Raw genomic sequence first — 17,900 nt, 5'->3', positions numbered from 1 at the left:
CTATAAATTTATAGATATTGTTATTTGAAGATATATGCTTTTCTTCGGAAATTTTAATTATTTTAAAATGGCTTAATGCATTAATATTTCCGAAGAGAACATAACTTTGATGTTACTTACTTTTAAGCGAGTAGATATAAATAAATACGTAAACAATCAATTTTCACTACTCAGCATTTATTAAATAGTGCTTTGTCTGAATAAAAACATTTAATTTATTCATTTATTTAATTGGGCAAATAATAAAGGCTATCCTGGTTCTGCTTCTGAGCCACTCTCTAAGTTAATAAGCCCTTTGAAAGCATCGTAAACAGAATTTCCTTCATACAATACTTTATAGACTTCCTCAGAAATAGGCATGCTCACATTATGTTCTTTAGCAAGTTCCATAACCGCTTTTGCTGTTTTTACTCCCTCTGCGACTTCATTCATCTCCGCAATGATTTGTTCTAGACTTTTACCTCTTCCTATTTCAAACCCTACATGATGATTTCTACTTTTTGAACTTGAACACGTGGCTACTAAATCTCCCATGCCTGCAAGGCCAGCAAATGTACGACGGCGTCCTCCCATCGCAGTACCTAGTCTGGTAAGCTCAGATAGTCCTCTTGTAATCAATGCAGCACGCGTATTATCACCAGCATTTGCACCATCTCCCATTCCTGTAGCAATCGCCATAATGTTTTTTAATGCTCCGCCCAGCTCACAGCCTACTACATCTGTATTTCTGTAAACCCTAAAGAGTCCCGAATTAAAAACTCCTTGTAGCTCTTTTGCTATTGTTTTATCAACCATAGCTATAACTGCAGCTGCAGCTTGACCGCTATGAATTTCCTTGGCAAGGTTTGGTCCCGTAAGTACCCCAGCTGGATGACCTGGTAGTTCTTCTTCAATAATTTGAGTCATTCTCATTTTTGTACCAAGTTCTAATCCTTTAGCGAGACTTACGATAGGTATCCACGGTCTTATATATTTTTTCGCATCTTTTAGAACATCTCTAAAATGTTGAGAAGGCACACCCATTACCAAAACATCTGCCGTGCTCACAACTTCCTCAATACTTGATGATGCTCTTAAACCTTTATGCAAAAGTGCCCCAGGTAAATATTTGCTATTAGTGTGATGCTCATTAATTTCATCGACAGTTTCTTGATTTCTTGCCCAAAGCGTAGTTTTTGCGTTTTTTGACGTTAATGAAGCTACGGTAGTTCCCCAAGAACCACCACCCAATAATCCTACTTTTAATTTCATAACATTGGTTTTAATTTCAGTTACTTCAATAATTTAATTGTTGAGTTCTTTTAAATAAAGATTACGTACATACTCAATATTCTTATCAATATCCTTTAATTTCCATAAACCAGTATCAACTGGATCTAGAGCTACTACCTCAATATGTGTTGGTCGTAATGCCGTGGTACCTTTTGGCATTGCTTTATAAGCATTTTTTATCACAATAGGGATAATGGGTACTCCAGCTTGCATTGCTAAGTGAAAAGCTCCTTTTTTAAACTTACCAAGCTCAACACTACCACTACGCGTACCTTCTGGGGCAATGACGACAGATATTCCATTTTTTAATGCCTCTACAGCTGGCTCCATAGCTTCAATAGCTTTCTCTTTATTACTTCTATCTACATATATCGCTCCTAAAGCTGAAAAAATAGGACCTATAGGAGTTCTCTCTAATTCCTTTTTTGCAACACCCGTAATATTGTTTCTTAAAATTTTCATCAAAATAAAAAAGTCTGCTGCACTTTGATGATTAAAGCAGAATACCGCTGGACGAAAATCTTTTAAGTTGTGAGCACCCTTAACCGAAACCTCTAGACCTGCTAGTTTAGTCCCTAAATTACCTATGCTTGCAAAAGTAGTATTTGCCGCTTCCTGCCTAGACATTGTTATTAACCCCTTAACCGCTCCTTTCATTGCAGAAGGATAAATACTAGCAATAGCAAGCCCAGTTCGCAACCCATTTACAACAGGTTTCACAGCAGGTTGTTCAAAACGCAAAATAGGCCAATCATTTTCAAAAGCAACTTGAGAAAGTGCTTTATCAGGGTTTGTTGCTACTGGGTTACCTACAATTTTAAAAAGTGGGTAATCATCTATAGCATCTGAGTAGAAAAAGCTTTTTGAAAGATCTATATCATTCTTTTTTGCAAAAGTACGAGCAGCGCGAGCCTTACCTTCTCCCCAGCACATCTCAGCAACACGACCTGTAAACTTACCTTTACGAAGCTCCATTCTTGTTGCATATACTTCGGAAATTCCTAACTCCCTAGCAATAGGTTCTATTTGATATGTAGTAGCTGCGGAAATTATAACCACTCTATGCCCTAGTTCTAAATGTTTTTCCACAAGTTTCCTCGACTCGGGATATATTGTAGTTGCTAAATAATCATCAAAAACATCCTGACCTAATTGAACAAAAGACTTTTCGGAAATTCCTTTAACTCCTAAGGCTGCTATTTTTGTCAAAATTTCAAAATCTCTATTTCCAAATGAAAATACAAGCGCCGTCATAAATTGCGTGAGATATTCTTTAATTGTTGTTGCACCACTAAATAAACGAGTGGTCATAAACTTCTTTGCCGAAAAATCATTGATAAGTGTTCTGTCCATATCAAAATACGCAGCAATATGTGGTCCACCCTCTTGAGCATCTGCTTTTTTTATTTTTGCTTTGTCCTCAGAAAGCGGAACAAGACCCTGCTGGCTTGCCATTTGCTCAAGTACTTTTACACTAGGATCAACTTCAATAGATTTGAGATATGCTAGCCTCTGCGTAAGGTCTTCTAATTGCAACATCCAATTTTCTAGCTTTTTATAATCTAGTTGCTGGTTTACAGGTGTCAATTTTGCATTTTCAGCAAAACGTAAAGCATTACTCAAAAATGGTTTTGAAACACTATCTAATCTTGTAATACGCGTTTGCCAGTGTAATTCTTTACCTTTAAACATACAAAGCTCTAGAAACTCAGCTGGTTTAAATTTGTCATCTTCATCCCAATTATTGAGCGTGTGACAAACAACTTTATCTGCCTCTAAATATGTCAATAAAAGTGCTCTAGAAACAAATAAATTTTGCTTCTTCAAAATGTCTTCCACATTTTTAGATGGATCACTTAATATAGAGCGCCAATTTCTATGAAAACGACTCAATTCTTCTTCAATCTCCGCGCTAAATTTGGGTTTATTTGTATAAAAAAATTCAAACTTAAATAAGTTTCGTAAATTCATAATCTCTTCCCAAAAACGTACAATACGGTTTTTAGAAGTATCATCCTTAATTTTAGCAAGTGCCATTTCTATGAAGGCGGCATGATAAAAATGTCCCGCAGCCATATTTGCATAATACGTAGCTGGGAGATATTCTGATGAGATTAAACTATACTGTGCCTTTTGACCTGCACGGCTTTTTTGAACAATTCCTGCTCCTTGCAATAAATTAAGAGCTTTCTGAATGCTTACAGCAATAGGATTGCCTCTATCAAGCAATGAATTTTGTTGTTTTTTTTCAATATATTCCATCAACTTATTCACCTTAAACTCTATCTCCTTTTTGGTAAGGGCAAAATCATTGAGCAGTACATTACAAACTAGTGAAACTGTTGTAACAGGTGTTATCATTGAAGCTTGATGAATAAGCTCAAAAGCAAATCTTGGTAGTGAATTTTTATTCTTGTATGTATTTTCTTCTAATTGAGGTACTATTGCATTATGACTATCATCCATTTCAACAGGATCACCAAAACGTATAGCTGCACGACCAAAATCGTTTGCTAAATTACGTACATAGTCAAACCCTTTTTTAAGATTTTCAGATTGTTTTTGTCCACCTTTAGCTTGTTCTGTCATCTCCTTTACATCTGGGATAAGGTCATAAACAATAGAGACAGGAACATATTTTATGGATTTACTACTCTGCTTTTCAGCATCCATAATATACTTTAAGATGCCCATTTGTGGGTGCAGAATTTTTCCTGTTCTAGAGCGAGTTCCTTCAATATTCCAAGTGAGATGGTCCCCTTTATCAATAATTGTAGATATGTAGTGACGTAATGCTACCTTATAAATAGCATTGTCTTTAAAGCTTCGACGAATAAAAATAAGTCCAGCGTTGTTACCTAATTGTTTAAGCCCTGGAAAAGCAAGATTTTTGCCTCCAAAAGAATATGGAACTGGCATCCCATAGCGAGCTAAAGTTGATATAAGAACTAAGGTGTCTAAATATGTTTTATGTGTCATTATAAATGCGACAGAATTTTGACGCATTAACTTCATCAACTTTTTAATCCCCTTAGGGTCAACATCAATTTTGTCACTATAAGCTCTAGAAAGAATATAATCAAACCCACGAACGGACAGCATTTTTGCCATTGGGTGTTGCTCCGCATACAATTCTCTGATGTATTTCTCTCCTTCTTTTTGCACTTTTGCTAACGGGATATCTTCTTCTCTCGCTACTCGTTTTAAGGCTTTTTGAAAATTGGGATGGTTGATTATATGTTCCATTGGTTTTAACTTATAACTATATTTTTTTCTTCTTAAAAGAGAATCTACGTTTTTTATTTTTCCAATAAAATGGATATAGCACTCGCTCTATATTGTTTGTAGCCTCTTGGATCGTCTGTCCCTGAATATTAGCGCTTAATGCATTTGCAGTTATCAGAAGTACACTAGCATTTGCACCAAGACCAGAATGGCTCCCAAAAACTTCGATGTTACGAATATTGTTGCGGTAGCTCTCTGCTTCCATACAGTGTTTCCAAGGTACAAGACCATCAGTTTTTGTATAAATACAGGTTACTGGCACATCAGGTATAGGCTCAAGTTCTTCTAGAAATCTTTTATTTCTGTCTTTTAAGGACTTTCCTCTAAAAAACTCTAGAATACCATACACTGGTGTTTTCATCTCCATTACACCCCATACTGGTGATGCAATTGTTATTATTTGTTCTACTTGATTAGGATGACGATTTGCCATAATCTTTGCGAAAATACCTCCTCCACTCCAGCCTACTATACTTACCTTTTCACCATGTGCTTGATAAATATCGTCTAATTTTTCTTCTAATCTAGGAATATAATGTGATTTAACCATATTAAAACCCATTTCCCATTTATAGGTTTTAAATCCAAGTGATGTTAAATACTTTCGGACAAATGATGTAGAATAATCATCTCCTAAGTACGGTGGTATCAACAAAACGGGACGACCTTCACCTTTAATCCGTTTCGGAATAAAAGGATAAATACAATAGATTGACGTCCATTCTATAAGTGAACGTGTTTCTAATAACATATTAAATAATGGAGGTTTAGGTATTTTCTGGTTGATTAAGGTAATTTCATCTTTAAATTTTTGAAGTACTGAATTCGCAATTTCATTTTGTTTTAGCGTTCCGTTTTCTGAAACTATTGAAGTAATCCCCTCAAGAATTACTAACAAAGTGATATATTCTCGACTAGGACCTAGCTCATCGCAAATGCGAATACACTCATTAAATAAAAACCGTATATCCTCATCTTGTTCAATTTCTAATTTTTCAATAAGCGGCAAAATTTGCTCATTATTAGGGTGTATCTCAAAATTATTTAAAAGTACTTTTTTACTTTCTGAAATTGATAATCCATTGAGAGTGCCTAGCGTAGCGGCAAATTTTATAAAGGTTTTATATAAGGGCAGTTTATCGTTCATTTATTTGGGGATTTGTAGGTTGAGCCACGTTATAATGTCTTCTTCTACTTCTTTACTATTAGTTTCATTCAGCATCTCGTGACGACCATCTTCATAAAGGTTAAATGTAAGGTCCTCATTGCCATTATTTTTATATTTTTCAGCCACTTTTGTAACCCCTTTTCCCATCTCTCCTACAGGATCTTTATCTCCTGAAAATATTAATATGGGGAGATTATCAGGCGTTTTTATAAATGCCTCTTTTTTATTTAATAAGCGTGAATTTGAAATAATATCTGCAAATACTCCTAAAGAAAAATTTTCAATACGATAAGGATCTGCTTCAAATATATCTACAGCATTTTCATCACTACTTATCCAATCCAGTTTTGTACGGTTAGGCTTAAATTTTTTATTAAATTCATCAAAAAATAAAGTCCGTAAGGTTTCATTCCCTCTCTCTCGACCTCTAATTGCAACAACGGCCTTAGTAGCTGCAAGTCCAAAATGTCCTAAGCCTTTTATAAAGTTTGCTGTACCAGAAAGAATCAAAGCATCAATTTCATTGCCAAATTTGAGTACATATTTACGGCTAAGCAAGGAGCCCATACTATGACCAAAAAGAATAAACTTTTTATTAGGATTTTCTTCCCGCATAAGTTGTGAAAGACTATGCATATCCTCTACCACATCCTTAAAATAATCCCCACCGTCATAATAGCCAAAAAGCCTTTTAACTTCTGCAGTTTTACCATGGGCTCGGTGATCATTGGCATATACAGTAAATCCTTCTTTTTGTAATCGGTGTGCAATAGTATCATACCGTCCTGCATGTTCGCCTATACCGTGCGCTATTTGAATAATACCTCGTTGAGAAATAGCTGAATCACAACTCCATTTATAATAACAAATGATTTCGCCATCATTGGCAGTAAAGGTATGGGTATTATAATGCATATTATCTGTTCAAAAAAGCCTTAAGAAGGTTAGTAAACTTTTTCTTGTTTGCTACAGTTCCAGATAATTTTAATCGTTGTTGAATTTTCAACTCATCAAAAAGTAAATTACCCTTATATAAATCGTATAAATTTGCGTCTTCAATTTCCATTAAAGTAGTAGGATCGAGGTTTTTTGACTTCTTTATTGTAGGCTTTTCTTGTGTAAGGTTTATTTCCCAACATTGACTGGTTACACCCATATCTACATCAATATGGTAAATCCCTTTTAATTTACTATCAATGGATTTTTGTTTGTTTAAATACCGTTTAAACGTACTAAAGAATGAAGCACTTTTACTATTATCTTTTTTGACTTTAGTTACTTTAACTTTAGCCTTTTCATTATCTAAAATAATTTTTTCAAGTTCATTTGCAGACTCACGAATGTAACGAGCAAACTTATCTGCATCAGGCATTGTTTTAGCATCTGAAGTTGCTGTAATGGTTACATTTTCGTTATAACTAAAAGCCGCTATAATAAGACCAAATCCATCAACAACTGGTGTAAGTGTAAAAACAGAAACTACTTTATGACCATTAAGATAGAGTGTATTACGAGGTCCAGGAACATTTGTAATTGTAACATTAAATGGAGGTCTATGTAAGTCCTTAATATTGTACTTGCTATACAATCCAGCAGCTAAGTTTGCTAAACCAAAAGGAACAGCATCTGCCATTTTTGATAACGTTTTAGCTCCCATTGTTTTATGTCTAGACTTCCCTAACATTGTTTGTTCTTGAATATATTCAAGACGCTCTAGCGGATCTTCTATGTGAGTCGCTAGTTGTATCATCATATTTGCAATTTGATTATTATGAGATGTATCTTCTCCACGAATGGATATAGGCACATTTGCTACAAGTGGCTGTAGAGGCAATTTCTCCCTATCTTTAAGGTATTTCCGAATTGCTCCAGCACAAAAAGCAAGAATAATATCGTTTACACTTCCACCAGTTATTTTGCGAAGTGTATTAATACGATCAAATGATAATATTGCTGTTCCCCAAGTTCTTTTTGCTGAAATATTTTCATTAAAAATCGTAATAGGAACTGGATACCTAGCAGAAGCAAACTCTTTTTGTATACTAAGCGTCTTAGAAGCTTTGTTTTTTATAAAAGAGTATGTAGTCTCAACAATAGTTTTAGGTATTTTAAACGGATTTTTTATAAAACCATATCCACTTTTAAGCAGCAAACTCAAATCATCCGGTAATGGATCTGGATCAAAGGATTTAGGAGCATCACGCTTAATATCTTTTAAATTCTTTTCATTGTCGAAAAGCACACCCATAATTCCTACTCCAGAGCTACCATCTATCATTACATGATGCACTTTACTTACAATTGCTACTGAACCCTTAGGTACTTGAGCAATCTCATCAATTCCTTCAATAAAATGAATTGACCACAATGGACGGCGAAGATCTAACGGCGCACTGAAAATACTAGAGGTTAATGACCTCAATGTCTTCCAATTAGAAGGATCTGGCAACTTTATACGGTTGAGATGAAGATCTAAGTCAAAATTAGGATCATCTACCCAATAAGGATAATCTAGATTCATTGGCACATTAAGCAATCGTTGGCGAAATTTTGGAATCAAGTGCATTTTTGAAGCAACAATTTTCTTAAAATCTTTAAAATTTAAGGAGCCTTCAACGATGTTCAATGATGCAATATGCATAGGACTTGTAGGTGATTCAGCATATAAAAAAGCTGCATCTGAACCTGAAATCTGTTTAATTGAGCCATCTAGAGCGTCTTGTACAATATCTTTTATATCTAATTTCTTTGCCATTGTTGTTATATGCAATTTAATGGGTGATTAATTTTATTTTGCTAACGCGAAAGTGTTATAATTTCGAATTTTAATATTTTTTGCTTTAAGGTCAAACATCAAGCTAAAAAGCCCAAAAAAGGTACGATTCATATAAATAATATGTCTAGATCCTCTATTTCCATTCATATTTTTAAGGTTTGATTTTTTCATATATTGTTCTCCTAATGCCGAAATTTTCTCAAAAAATGTCTCGTCTGAAAAATCAAAAGTATCATTTTGAAATGGCGAAATAAATAACTCCAACACCTCGTAAAACATCTGTGTGAAAAATGTAAGTTCTTCTTTTGAATCATCCTTTCGTAACACTTCCAAAGCCATAAGATTTTTTTTGAAGCTTTTTGGATCATCAATTACATCCCTTTTAAAAAGCTCAAAATAAGGATTATAAAATGTATCTGGTATCATTTTCATACAACCAAAATCAAGCGCAACGAGTTCGTTAGTTTCAGAAACTAAAAAATTGCCGGGATGGGGATCTGCATGAACTTTACGTAAGACATGAATTTGATACATATAAAAGTCCCAAAGCGCCTGCCCTAATTTATTTGCTACTTCTTGATCCGTATTAATTTGAGTAAATTCAGACAAGTGAATACCTTTCATCCAATCCATTGTAATGATTTGATCTGAGCAATATTCTGGATAATATACTGGAAAATGGAGATTGGAAATATGTGTACAAGCTTTTGCTACTTCTTCACTTTGCTCTAATTCTAGAACATAGTCTGTTTCTTCAATAAGCTTATTTTCAACTTCATTAAAATAACGCTCAGAATGCTCCCCTTTTATATTGAACATTTTCATCGCTATTGGCTTTACGATGGCTAGATCTGATTGAATACTATGCGCTACCCCAGGGTACTGGATTTTTACCGCAAGGATTTTTCCATCCTTTTTTGCTTGATGTACCTGCCCTATACTAGCTGCATTTGTAGCTGTTGTATTAAAGCTATCAAATAATTGATCTGGAAATTTTCCAAAAGATTTTTTAAACGTTTTTAAAACTAAAGGAGCAGATAATGGTGGCACCGAAAATTGAGATAGCGAAAATTTTTCTACAAATGCTTTAGGCATTATATTTTTCTCCATACTCATCATTTGAGCCATTTTTAGCGCACTACCTTTAAGAGTTTTTAAACTGTCGTAAATATCATTTGCATTATTTTCATTTAAGCGCTCTTTTGCTTCTTCTTCTGAACTCACCATCTTATCTCCATAATATTTAAGATAATTTACACCCACTTTTGCTCCTGTTTGCAATAACTTAGAAGCGCGGTGTATTTTTGATAGTGGTATATCTTTAGTAGTTTTCATAATATTCTTTTAGGACTTAAATTTTTCGGCGTACAGAAATTTTCCTAAATCAATAATATTATTTAGCGATTGAGTATTGAGCAGTTCTAGACTGGTATTAATAGATTTTTCAATGAAAATATCTGTTTTTTGACATTGCTCAGATTCATCTGTCATCCAAAATTTAATAGTAAGCAAAAGTTGTACCCAAGCAGCTTCATTTATTGATTTTTTCTGGATAGACTCTAACGCTTCAAGGTTAATACTTAAAGTCTCGAGTTTCAAAGAGTCCATAAATTGTATAAAACTTTCTTTAAGCTCAGAAAATAATGATAAAGTACTCAAACTAATTCCATAACTTTTTATAGTAATAACACAAAAATCTCTATTTAAATTCAGGTTTTCAAAGAAGGTGAAAAATAGACTTAAAAGTTTGTCTTTTTTATTAAACGAAATAAAATCTCCACTTTCTGCAAGTGTGGCGATAGATGTGTCAATCAGGATTTTAAAAATGCTACGGTCTAAATCTTTAAAATCTTCGAAATGTTTATAAAATTGCGCTGCTTCAAATTTATGTGATGCAGCAAACAATTCAACATCATCTGGTTTTTCACCTAGATTTGTTACATCATCCATATAAAAATCGATAATGTGTGCTTCCGTTATTTTGTTTTGTTTGGCCAAAATTTACAACAAATACTAATTAATTTAATATACCTCATTTCAGACTTTATAAAACACAATAAATACTAAAAGGATTTTAAAAAGCAGATTTTGTTAAAAATAGCAAAATTAGAATGTATTTAATGTGCTTTTCTTAAATAAAAAAACCGAGCTGCATTATAATATACAACTCGGTTTCTTCCAATTATTAATTACTTAAAATCTAATATTTAAGCCACAAGTTTTGAGAATCTCTTTTTACTTTCTTTTACTTGGCTTTTAATTTCGTTTAATACGTCAAACACTAAATCTTGTTGGTTTTTAGCAAGCTTAAGACCACCTTTAATAGCATTATCTGCAACTGTTTGCCACTGTGCAGTAGCTTCTAATGATCCAGTAACCACAACCTCTGTAGTGTTTAAAGCAAAATCATTTGCTTTTGTTACTGCTGTTTTTGAAGTATTCATTGCCTTAGAAATCATTCCTTTAGCGTTCTTCACATTTACTTTCTTTTTCATCTTGTATATTTTATAAAATTATAATCATTAATTATACAGTTCTATAACGAGCTACCCATGTTTTAAGAGCCTCTTCACCACCTTCTGCACCTACCTCTGCTTGTTTCTTCCAGTCCTTTGTGTCAATATTTTTAAATACAGGTCCAGCTTCATCTAAAATCGCTTCAATCTTAGTAGCATCAACTTTTGCAAGTTCACCGTAAGTGTTTATTCCATTTTTATTAAAAACACCTTCTAATTTAGGTCCAATTCCGTGAATAATTTTTAAATCATCCTTTGCTATAGTTTTTACCGCTTTCTTAGTAGCTGTTTTTACTTCTGCAACTTTTTCTTTTCCAGTTTCTTTAATATCAGCTACCTTATCAGTACCCTGAGCTTTTACTTCCTTTACAATCGCTTTAGCAGTTTCTTTTACAGCTTTTACCTTTTTTGCAGTAGCTTTCTTTGCTACAGTAGTTTTCTTAGTTGTAGTCTTACGAACCGCTTTTACTTTAGCAGCACCTTTAGCCTTTACTTGCTTTGAAGTTTTCTTAGGAGCTTTAGCATCTTCTACAATCTCTTCTCCTCTATGAAGTATTTTTTGAGCTTGTTCAAGAACATCTTCTTTTACATCGTTAAATTTAGCGATGCTCATTTTTTTGATTCCGTCAGTTGTTTTTTCAACTTTCTTCACCATCGGGTTCTCTGTAACTTTCTCAATTACACCTTCTGCAGTGCTAATTACTTTTTTACTAACAGGATTGTTTTTTGCGTACTTTACCGCTTTATCTACAGTAGTTCCATCATACCCTACTAAATCCATCATACGCTCTTTTCCAGAGGTCGCTTGATTTTTTACAGCAGTTGCAGTTTCAAAAATCATATTCATTTGCTTCGTGCGAATAGGCTCAGATTGCTTAATTAATTTTTTAGTCAATTTTTGCCATTTCTCTCCATTTTCAACAGTTGTATTGATCGCTGCCATTGAAGCATTTACTAATGAGTTGTTCAATTTATTTACTTTAGATGTTGCTTTTGTAGCAGTCTTCTTAGTTATATTCTTTTTTGTTGTAGCCATTTTATATATTGTTTTTATGTTATTGTTTTAATTATGATGCAAACATACAATCTGCGAGTTACAGATGAGTTGCAAAGTTGATTGCTAGATATTTAGCGTTTTATTTTTTAATTACTTTTTTCTTAATACTATTCAAAACATCAAAAGTCATTTCTTGCTGAGTTGCAGAAACCTCTAATCCTTTTTTTACCATCTTATAAGTAACACCCATACATTTCTCTGTCATTTTAAAAGAAGTTTTAAAAGCACGCTCCGTTGTTTTAAGTGCAAAGTCATTTGCTTTAGTAGTTAAAGCAAGTGCTCCGTTCGCTGCTTTTTCAATAAGTGTTTGCTTTGTTCTTTTTGGTTTTGTTGCCATAATATGTGTATTGTGAGATTGGATTATTAATTTTTATGCTGCAAACATATAATCAAGCAGTTACAGATGAGTTACAGATAACTTATAAACAAGAAAATTAATATTGAAAATAGATAGAAACTCTTTGATAGTAAGGATTTCGCTTTCGCGGAAATTTTAAAATAAATATATTTCCGAAGTACTTTAAGCTATAGCTTCAATCTCTTTAAGAAGATTTTTAGTTGCAGGTAATGGATCAATGCCATATTCCTTATCAAGTACATCAACACATTTTTGATAAGTTTTTAATGCCTGAGGACGATTCCCTTTTGCAATATAAGCTTGCATCTGAATTTTGTATGCGTCTTCCCATGTAGCATCTATGGCAATCGCTTGTTGTGTAAGGCGTACACTTTCCATAGGATTTTCTTCAACAATCAATTCTGCAAGTACGGTATAAGCACCTAAAATTAAAATTTGAAGTTTTTCTCTTTCTTCTGTAGTCCAGTCTTCAAAAATCCTATTAGGCAAATAACTCCCTTGATACATTGAAATTGCAGCTTTAAATGCTTTTTTTGCACAAACAATATTAGAAGCAAGCGCTTCATTACCGATTGCAATGTATTTTTCAACAGCTTCTGCATCTATCCATACTTTTTCTAAGTTGAGCTGGTATGTAACACCCTGGCGCTCTACATATAGTGGTTCTGTACGAGAAGGTCTGTCTGGCTCTAATATTTTATTAACTCCGTGTAGCGCCACTTTAAAATCACGGTCATCACCTTCTTCCCACAGGTGCTCCATAATATGTTCCTTATGGAGAGCGTGCCGCTGTCTATAACAAATAAGGTATTGTATAAGTTGTACTGTTTTATCTCTTCCCCAATCCTTAGAATTCACTTTTACTCCCTCACGCCAAAGCACAAAATTGCCTAAGGTTTGAAACCTTATAAGTGCTTCTTCTTGAAATTTAAGAAGCTCATCAAGCTGTGTAGTGAGTTCAATCATAAAGCCGTTTACTTCTTTGTAGGTTTAGCCTTTTTTGCTGTAGTCTTTTTTTTAATACTTACAGTACTTTTATTAACTGGAGTTTTTTTTGGCGGTGTTTTCTTTACTGTAGTTTTTCTTGATGCAGGCTTTTTCTCTAGCGTAGCTCCATTTAAAGATTCTACCTTTTTATTTAACTTTGCAACCGCTATTGTTAGCGCACTTATCGACTCTTTAATATCTTGAAAATCAGATTTTGAAGCATTTCGCCATTGATCAATAGGCACTTTTTCAAGCAACTCTTCTCCGTATTCATTTAGTTGATCTTGTAAATGCGCTACTTGCTTTCGAGGATCTTTCAATGTTTCTTTTAAAAACTGCGGACCTGTAGCAGCAAATGTCTTAAACAGAGAATAACTCTTTTTTAGTATACTCTCTTGCTCCTCAGTAGACTTATCTTGAGTAGCATCTAAAGTAAGTGCAGCCAAACGTTCTTGAATAAAAGCTGCCGCATCATTAAAGTCTAAAAAATTAAGTTCTTCACCACCTTGTACATGACTCACTTTACCACGCCATTGCACTTTGTTCTCTCCTTTTTCTGTATAAATTTTCTGATTAAAGCGCACCATAAATGATGCTGTCTCTGCTGTCTTCTTTGTCATTGCTACTTCTTTCTTTGATAATTATTTTAAAAAACTAAGAAGGCTTAATTAATTAAATTTTCAGTAATACATTGCTAATTAGAAAATTATTTACCTTTAAAATCCCTCTATGATAAATTTAGTTCTAAAGTATAAATATAAAGTATAATAATCACAATGTATTTAATGATAAAATTACTCATTGAGTTGACATTTGTCAAATAGACTACTTCTTTAATTGTACTCATTTATTAAAAAAATTTTATAAAAACAAAAACGAGCACTCAAAATTAGAGTACTCGTTTTTTAATTAGTAGGTTAAGCTGTTTTTATAATTTAATCAACGTTATCATGTAAAAAACTATTATTAGTTCTTAAATCAATATTGTCATCATCAGTATTTACCGAAGTTCTTGAGATGCTACTTCCAGAATTTTTTGCATCCTCTAACTCAATACCAGCACGTTTATAAGCAGGTTGCTTTTCAATATCTTCTAATTTTGATCCACTGTTCCTAAATTTGTAGTTAAAGTCTTTCAACTTACGCTTACGTTCCTCAGTACGGTCTTTCAATAATTGTGAAATGGGAGCGTTCATTGGATCAATCTCAGCAACTTCATATTCAGTATCAGCTTCTATTTCTGTTTGAGGCACCGTCTTTGTTTCAAAAACAATCGTTTCTTCAGCTACTTTTTGCGTAGGTTTTGCGCTTAACAACTCTTCTTCTTTTTCTTGATAATCATCAAGACTGTAACGCCTAATCCCATCTTTAGTCTGTTCATTAACTGGTATTACTTCAACATGGTCATTTACTTGAATATCCTCAACTTGCAAATCATGCTTGATCACTTCGGCAGTCTCTTCTTCAACATCATTTATTGGCATATCAAACATTAACATCGAATTCCCAACTGCACTTTCCTCTTCTTTCTCTTCGGAAATTTCCGCTTCATTAAAAACTTCTTTTTTAACTGTGTTTATTGTAAAATCGACAGTAGTAGGTTGTTCTATTTCCGAAGAAATTATAGCTTCTTGAGTTTTGGTTTCTTCAGCTTCTTTAGGTTTAACTATTTCAAAATCATTTACATCAATTTCATTAATAATCAATTGCTCAAACTCAGCAAGTACATGTATATCTACTGCTGTAGATTCCACATCAATATTTTTTATAAAATTTGATGTAGCCACATAGCCCTCAAAAGGAATTTTGTTTTGTACTGGTGCTTCAACAACTGCTTTGGGAGTAAGTTTGATTGTTTGTATTTCCTCCTCTTCAAACAATGTGTGACGAATCACTTTTGCAGGTTCTGGAACAACAGGAGCAGGAGGCACTTCAGCCTTAGGAAGTTCCACTGGAGAAGCAGTAACATTTGTTGTCAAGTCTTGCTCTGCCTTTTGCTCCTCTTCGAGCGTGTGGATTATTTTCTTGGTTTCAGTATTGCTAATTTCATTTTGTTGTTCCGCGTCAAAACCCGTTGCAATTACAGTAATTGAAATTGCACCTTCTAGAGCGTCATCATCACCAACACCCATAATAATATTTGCACTGTGTCCTGCCTCATTTTGAATATGGTCACTAATTTCACCTATCTCATCAATAGTAATCTCTTCGGCTCCAGATACGATTAGTAGTAAAACATTTTTAGCTCCGGCTATTTTATTATCATTCAACAATGGAGAGTCTAATGCTTTACTTATTGCATCATGCGCCCTGTTTGCACCACTTGCAGTTGCACTACCCATAATTGCAGTTCCACTATTTGAGAGTACAGTCTTTGCATCCCTAAGGTCAATGTTTTGAGTATAATGATGTGTAATAACTTCGGCAATACCTCGCGCTGCTGTTGCTAATACTTCATCTGCTTTTGAAAATCCTGCTTTGAAGCCTAAATTTCCGTAGACCTCACGTAGTTTATTGTTATTAATTACAACTAGTGAATCTACATTTGCACGTAGATTTTCAACACCTACTAGTGCCTGCTCATTACGCAACTTCCCTTCAAATTGAAAAGGAATTGTTACAATACCCACAGTCAAAATATCAAGATCTTTCGCCATTCTCGCAATAATAGGTGCAGCTCCAGTTCCAGTTCCACCACCCATACCAGCCGTGATAAAAATCATCTTAGTATTTGTAGTTAACATGTTCTTAATATCTGCCATACTTTCTACAGCACTCTGTTCTCCCACCTTAGGATTTGCACCAGCCCCAAGACCTTCTGTTAGATCCACACCTAACTGTATTTTATTTGGCACACTACTGTTTTCGAGAGCCTGCGCATCTGTATTACAAATAACAAAGTCAACGCCTTTGATTCCTTGATTAAACATATGGTTAATAGCATTGCTGCCGCCGCCACCTACGCCTATTACTTTAATGACGTTAGATTGATTCTTTGGCAGATCAAACGCAATGTTTTCAAATTCTGTGTTACTGCTCATATTATTACTTTTTTGCGAGGTTTATTATCAATAAAATAGAGTGATTCTTACTCTACTTATAATTTTATTTTTTCCTAACTTCTACTTATTCTGCATTGTCTAAAAAATCTTTAAACTTTTCTGCCCATTTATCAAAAAACCTTTTTCCTTGTTTTTGTACTTTTGGCTCTTCAATTTCTTCGGAAATTTCTGCTTCATTTTCAATTTTTTCTGAAGCTAAAATTCTGTTTTGCTTTTCTTCAATCTTTTCTTGCTCTGAAAGGATTTTTGCACGCTTCTTAGACTCAATACTATTCATTACTAATCCAACAGCTGTAGCATACAATGGACTAGTAGTTTCACTATCACTATCGCCAGCTAAATGCTCGTTAGGATATCCTATTCTAGTATCCATCCCTGTAATATATTCTACAAGTTGTTTAAGGTGTTGCAATTGTGCTCCACCACCTGTTAATACTATTCCAGCTATTAATTTTTTCTTTTGATCTTCGTGACCATAATTTTTAATTTCTAAATACACCTGTTCTACAATCTCTACCACTCTTGCATGAATGATTTTTGAAAGGTTTTTTAACGTAATCTCCTTTGGTTCTCTGCCACGAAGACCAGGGATTGAAACAATTTCGTTGTCTTTATTTTCCCCAGGCCACGCAGAACCAAACTTTATTTTAAGTAATTCTGCTTGTTTCTCTATAATACTACATCCTTCTTTGATGTCTTCGGTAATTACATTTCCGCCAAAAGGAATAACTGCTGTGTGCCTAATAATTCCATCTTTAAAAATTGCCAGGTCTGTAGTTCCACCACCTATATCAATTAAAGCAACTCCAGCTTCTTTTTCTTCTTGACTTAACACTGCGTTTGCAGAAGCTAAAGGTTCAAGTGTAATACCACTTAATTCAAGACCGCTACTTTTTACACAACGCCCTATGTTTTTTATCGAAGCTACTTGCCCAACAACTACATGAAAATTTGCTTCAAGTCTACCACCGTACATTCCTATAGGCTCTTTTATCTCTGCCTGTCCATCGACTTTAAAATCTTGCGGCAATACATGAATTATTTCTTCTCCTGGAAGCATTACAAGTTTGTGTACTTGATTGCACAAACGATCAATATCATCTTCATCTATAACTTCATCACTATTGTGGCGTGTTATATAATCACTATGTTGCAAACTACGTATGTGTTGTCCTGCAATTCCAACTACTACATCTTCAATTTTTAAACCAGAAGATGTTTCTGCTTCTTGTACTGCTTGTTGTATAGACTGGATAGTTTGCGTAATGTTATTTACAACACCACGATGCACACCAAGACTTTTAGACTTTCCAATGCCCAAAATCTCTACTTTTCCATAATCGTTTTTAGCCCCTATCATTGCCACAATTTTTGTGGTCCCAATATCTAGTCCTACAGCGATGTTTTTTTGTTCCATAA

The 17,900-nt window shown here is 34.0% G+C and carries 14 protein-coding genes; all 14 read right to left on the bottom strand.

All coding sequences use genetic code 11. The features are described 5' to 3' along the window. Positions 1–249: 249 nt before the first annotated feature. The 14 genes from GB234_RS12415 to ftsA all read right to left on the bottom strand — a co-directional run bounded on the left by GB234_RS12415 (position 250) and on the right by ftsA (position 17,898). Positions 250–1,251 (bottom strand): NAD(P)H-dependent glycerol-3-phosphate dehydrogenase, encoded by a 1,002-nt coding sequence (locus tag GB234_RS12415; protein ID WP_151894898.1) that lies wholly within the window; start codon positions 1,249–1,251, stop codon positions 250–252. Between the two features lie 33 nt (positions 1,252–1,284). Beyond that, positions 1,285–4,518 carry an HAD-IB family hydrolase gene (locus GB234_RS12410; RefSeq protein ID WP_151894897.1) on the bottom strand — a complete coding sequence of 1,078 codons (3,234 nt, stop codon included), beginning with the start codon at positions 4,516–4,518 and terminating at the stop codon, positions 1,285–1,287. Between the two features lie 16 nt (positions 4,519–4,534). Beyond that, positions 4,535–5,704, bottom strand: a complete 1,170-nt coding sequence (locus GB234_RS12405) for an esterase/lipase family protein (RefSeq protein ID WP_151894896.1) — start codon at positions 5,702–5,704, stop codon at positions 4,535–4,537. After that, positions 5,705–6,640: an alpha/beta fold hydrolase gene (locus GB234_RS12400; RefSeq protein WP_151894895.1), complete on the bottom strand. Its 936-nt coding sequence runs from the start codon at positions 6,638–6,640 to the stop codon at positions 5,705–5,707. It lies immediately after the preceding gene. Position 6,641: 1 nt separating this feature from the next. Then, positions 6,642–8,480, bottom strand: a complete 1,839-nt coding sequence (locus tag GB234_RS12395) for a WS/DGAT/MGAT family O-acyltransferase (RefSeq protein WP_151894894.1) — start codon at positions 8,478–8,480, stop codon at positions 6,642–6,644. 33 nt (positions 8,481–8,513) lie between these two features. Further along, positions 8,514–9,836, bottom strand: coding sequence for an ABC1 kinase family protein (locus GB234_RS12390; RefSeq protein WP_151894893.1), 1,323 nt, complete (start codon positions 9,834–9,836; stop codon positions 8,514–8,516). Between the two features lie 9 nt (positions 9,837–9,845). After that, the gene (locus tag GB234_RS12385) at positions 9,846–10,499 is read right to left on the bottom strand and encodes a TetR family transcriptional regulator C-terminal domain-containing protein (RefSeq protein WP_151894892.1); all 654 of its coding nucleotides are present in this window, start codon (positions 10,497–10,499) and stop codon (positions 9,846–9,848) included. 209 nt (positions 10,500–10,708) lie between these two features. After that, positions 10,709–10,996, bottom strand: coding sequence for a hypothetical protein (locus tag GB234_RS12380; protein WP_151894891.1), 288 nt, complete (start codon positions 10,994–10,996; stop codon positions 10,709–10,711). Positions 10,997–11,027: 31 nt separating this feature from the next. After that, complete coding sequence (locus tag GB234_RS12375; RefSeq protein WP_151894890.1) at positions 11,028–12,053, bottom strand: helix-hairpin-helix domain-containing protein; 1,026 nt, start codon at positions 12,051–12,053, stop codon at positions 11,028–11,030. Between the two features lie 100 nt (positions 12,054–12,153). After that, the gene (locus GB234_RS12370; protein ID WP_151894889.1) at positions 12,154–12,411 is read right to left on the bottom strand and encodes a hypothetical protein; all 258 of its coding nucleotides are present in this window, start codon (positions 12,409–12,411) and stop codon (positions 12,154–12,156) included. A gap of 183 nt (positions 12,412–12,594) precedes the next feature. Next, positions 12,595–13,398: an AfsR/SARP family transcriptional regulator gene (locus GB234_RS12365; RefSeq protein ID WP_151894888.1), complete on the bottom strand. Its 804-nt coding sequence runs from the start codon at positions 13,396–13,398 to the stop codon at positions 12,595–12,597. 8 nt (positions 13,399–13,406) lie between these two features. Next, on the bottom strand, positions 13,407–14,039 hold the full coding sequence (locus GB234_RS12360) for a hypothetical protein (RefSeq protein WP_208997326.1): 633 nt from the start codon (positions 14,037–14,039) through the stop codon (positions 13,407–13,409). Positions 14,040–14,354: 315 nt separating this feature from the next. Beyond that, positions 14,355–16,460 (bottom strand): cell division protein FtsZ, encoded by a 2,106-nt coding sequence (gene ftsZ / locus GB234_RS12355; RefSeq protein WP_151894887.1) that lies wholly within the window; start codon positions 16,458–16,460, stop codon positions 14,355–14,357. Positions 16,461–16,545: 85 nt separating this feature from the next. Further along, a complete protein-coding gene (gene ftsA, locus GB234_RS12350; protein WP_151894886.1) occupies positions 16,546–17,898 on the bottom strand; it encodes a cell division protein FtsA in 1,353 nt (450 codons plus the stop codon). Positions 17,899–17,900: the final 2 nt, after the last annotated feature.

It is taken from the genome of Patiriisocius marinistellae, from assembly GCF_009014635.1.
In the GTDB taxonomy this organism is placed as follows: domain Bacteria; phylum Bacteroidota; class Bacteroidia; order Flavobacteriales; family Flavobacteriaceae; genus Patiriisocius; species Patiriisocius marinistellae.
Note: the sequence above shows the minus strand (reverse complement) of the source record. Positions and strands in the feature narration are given on the sequence as shown.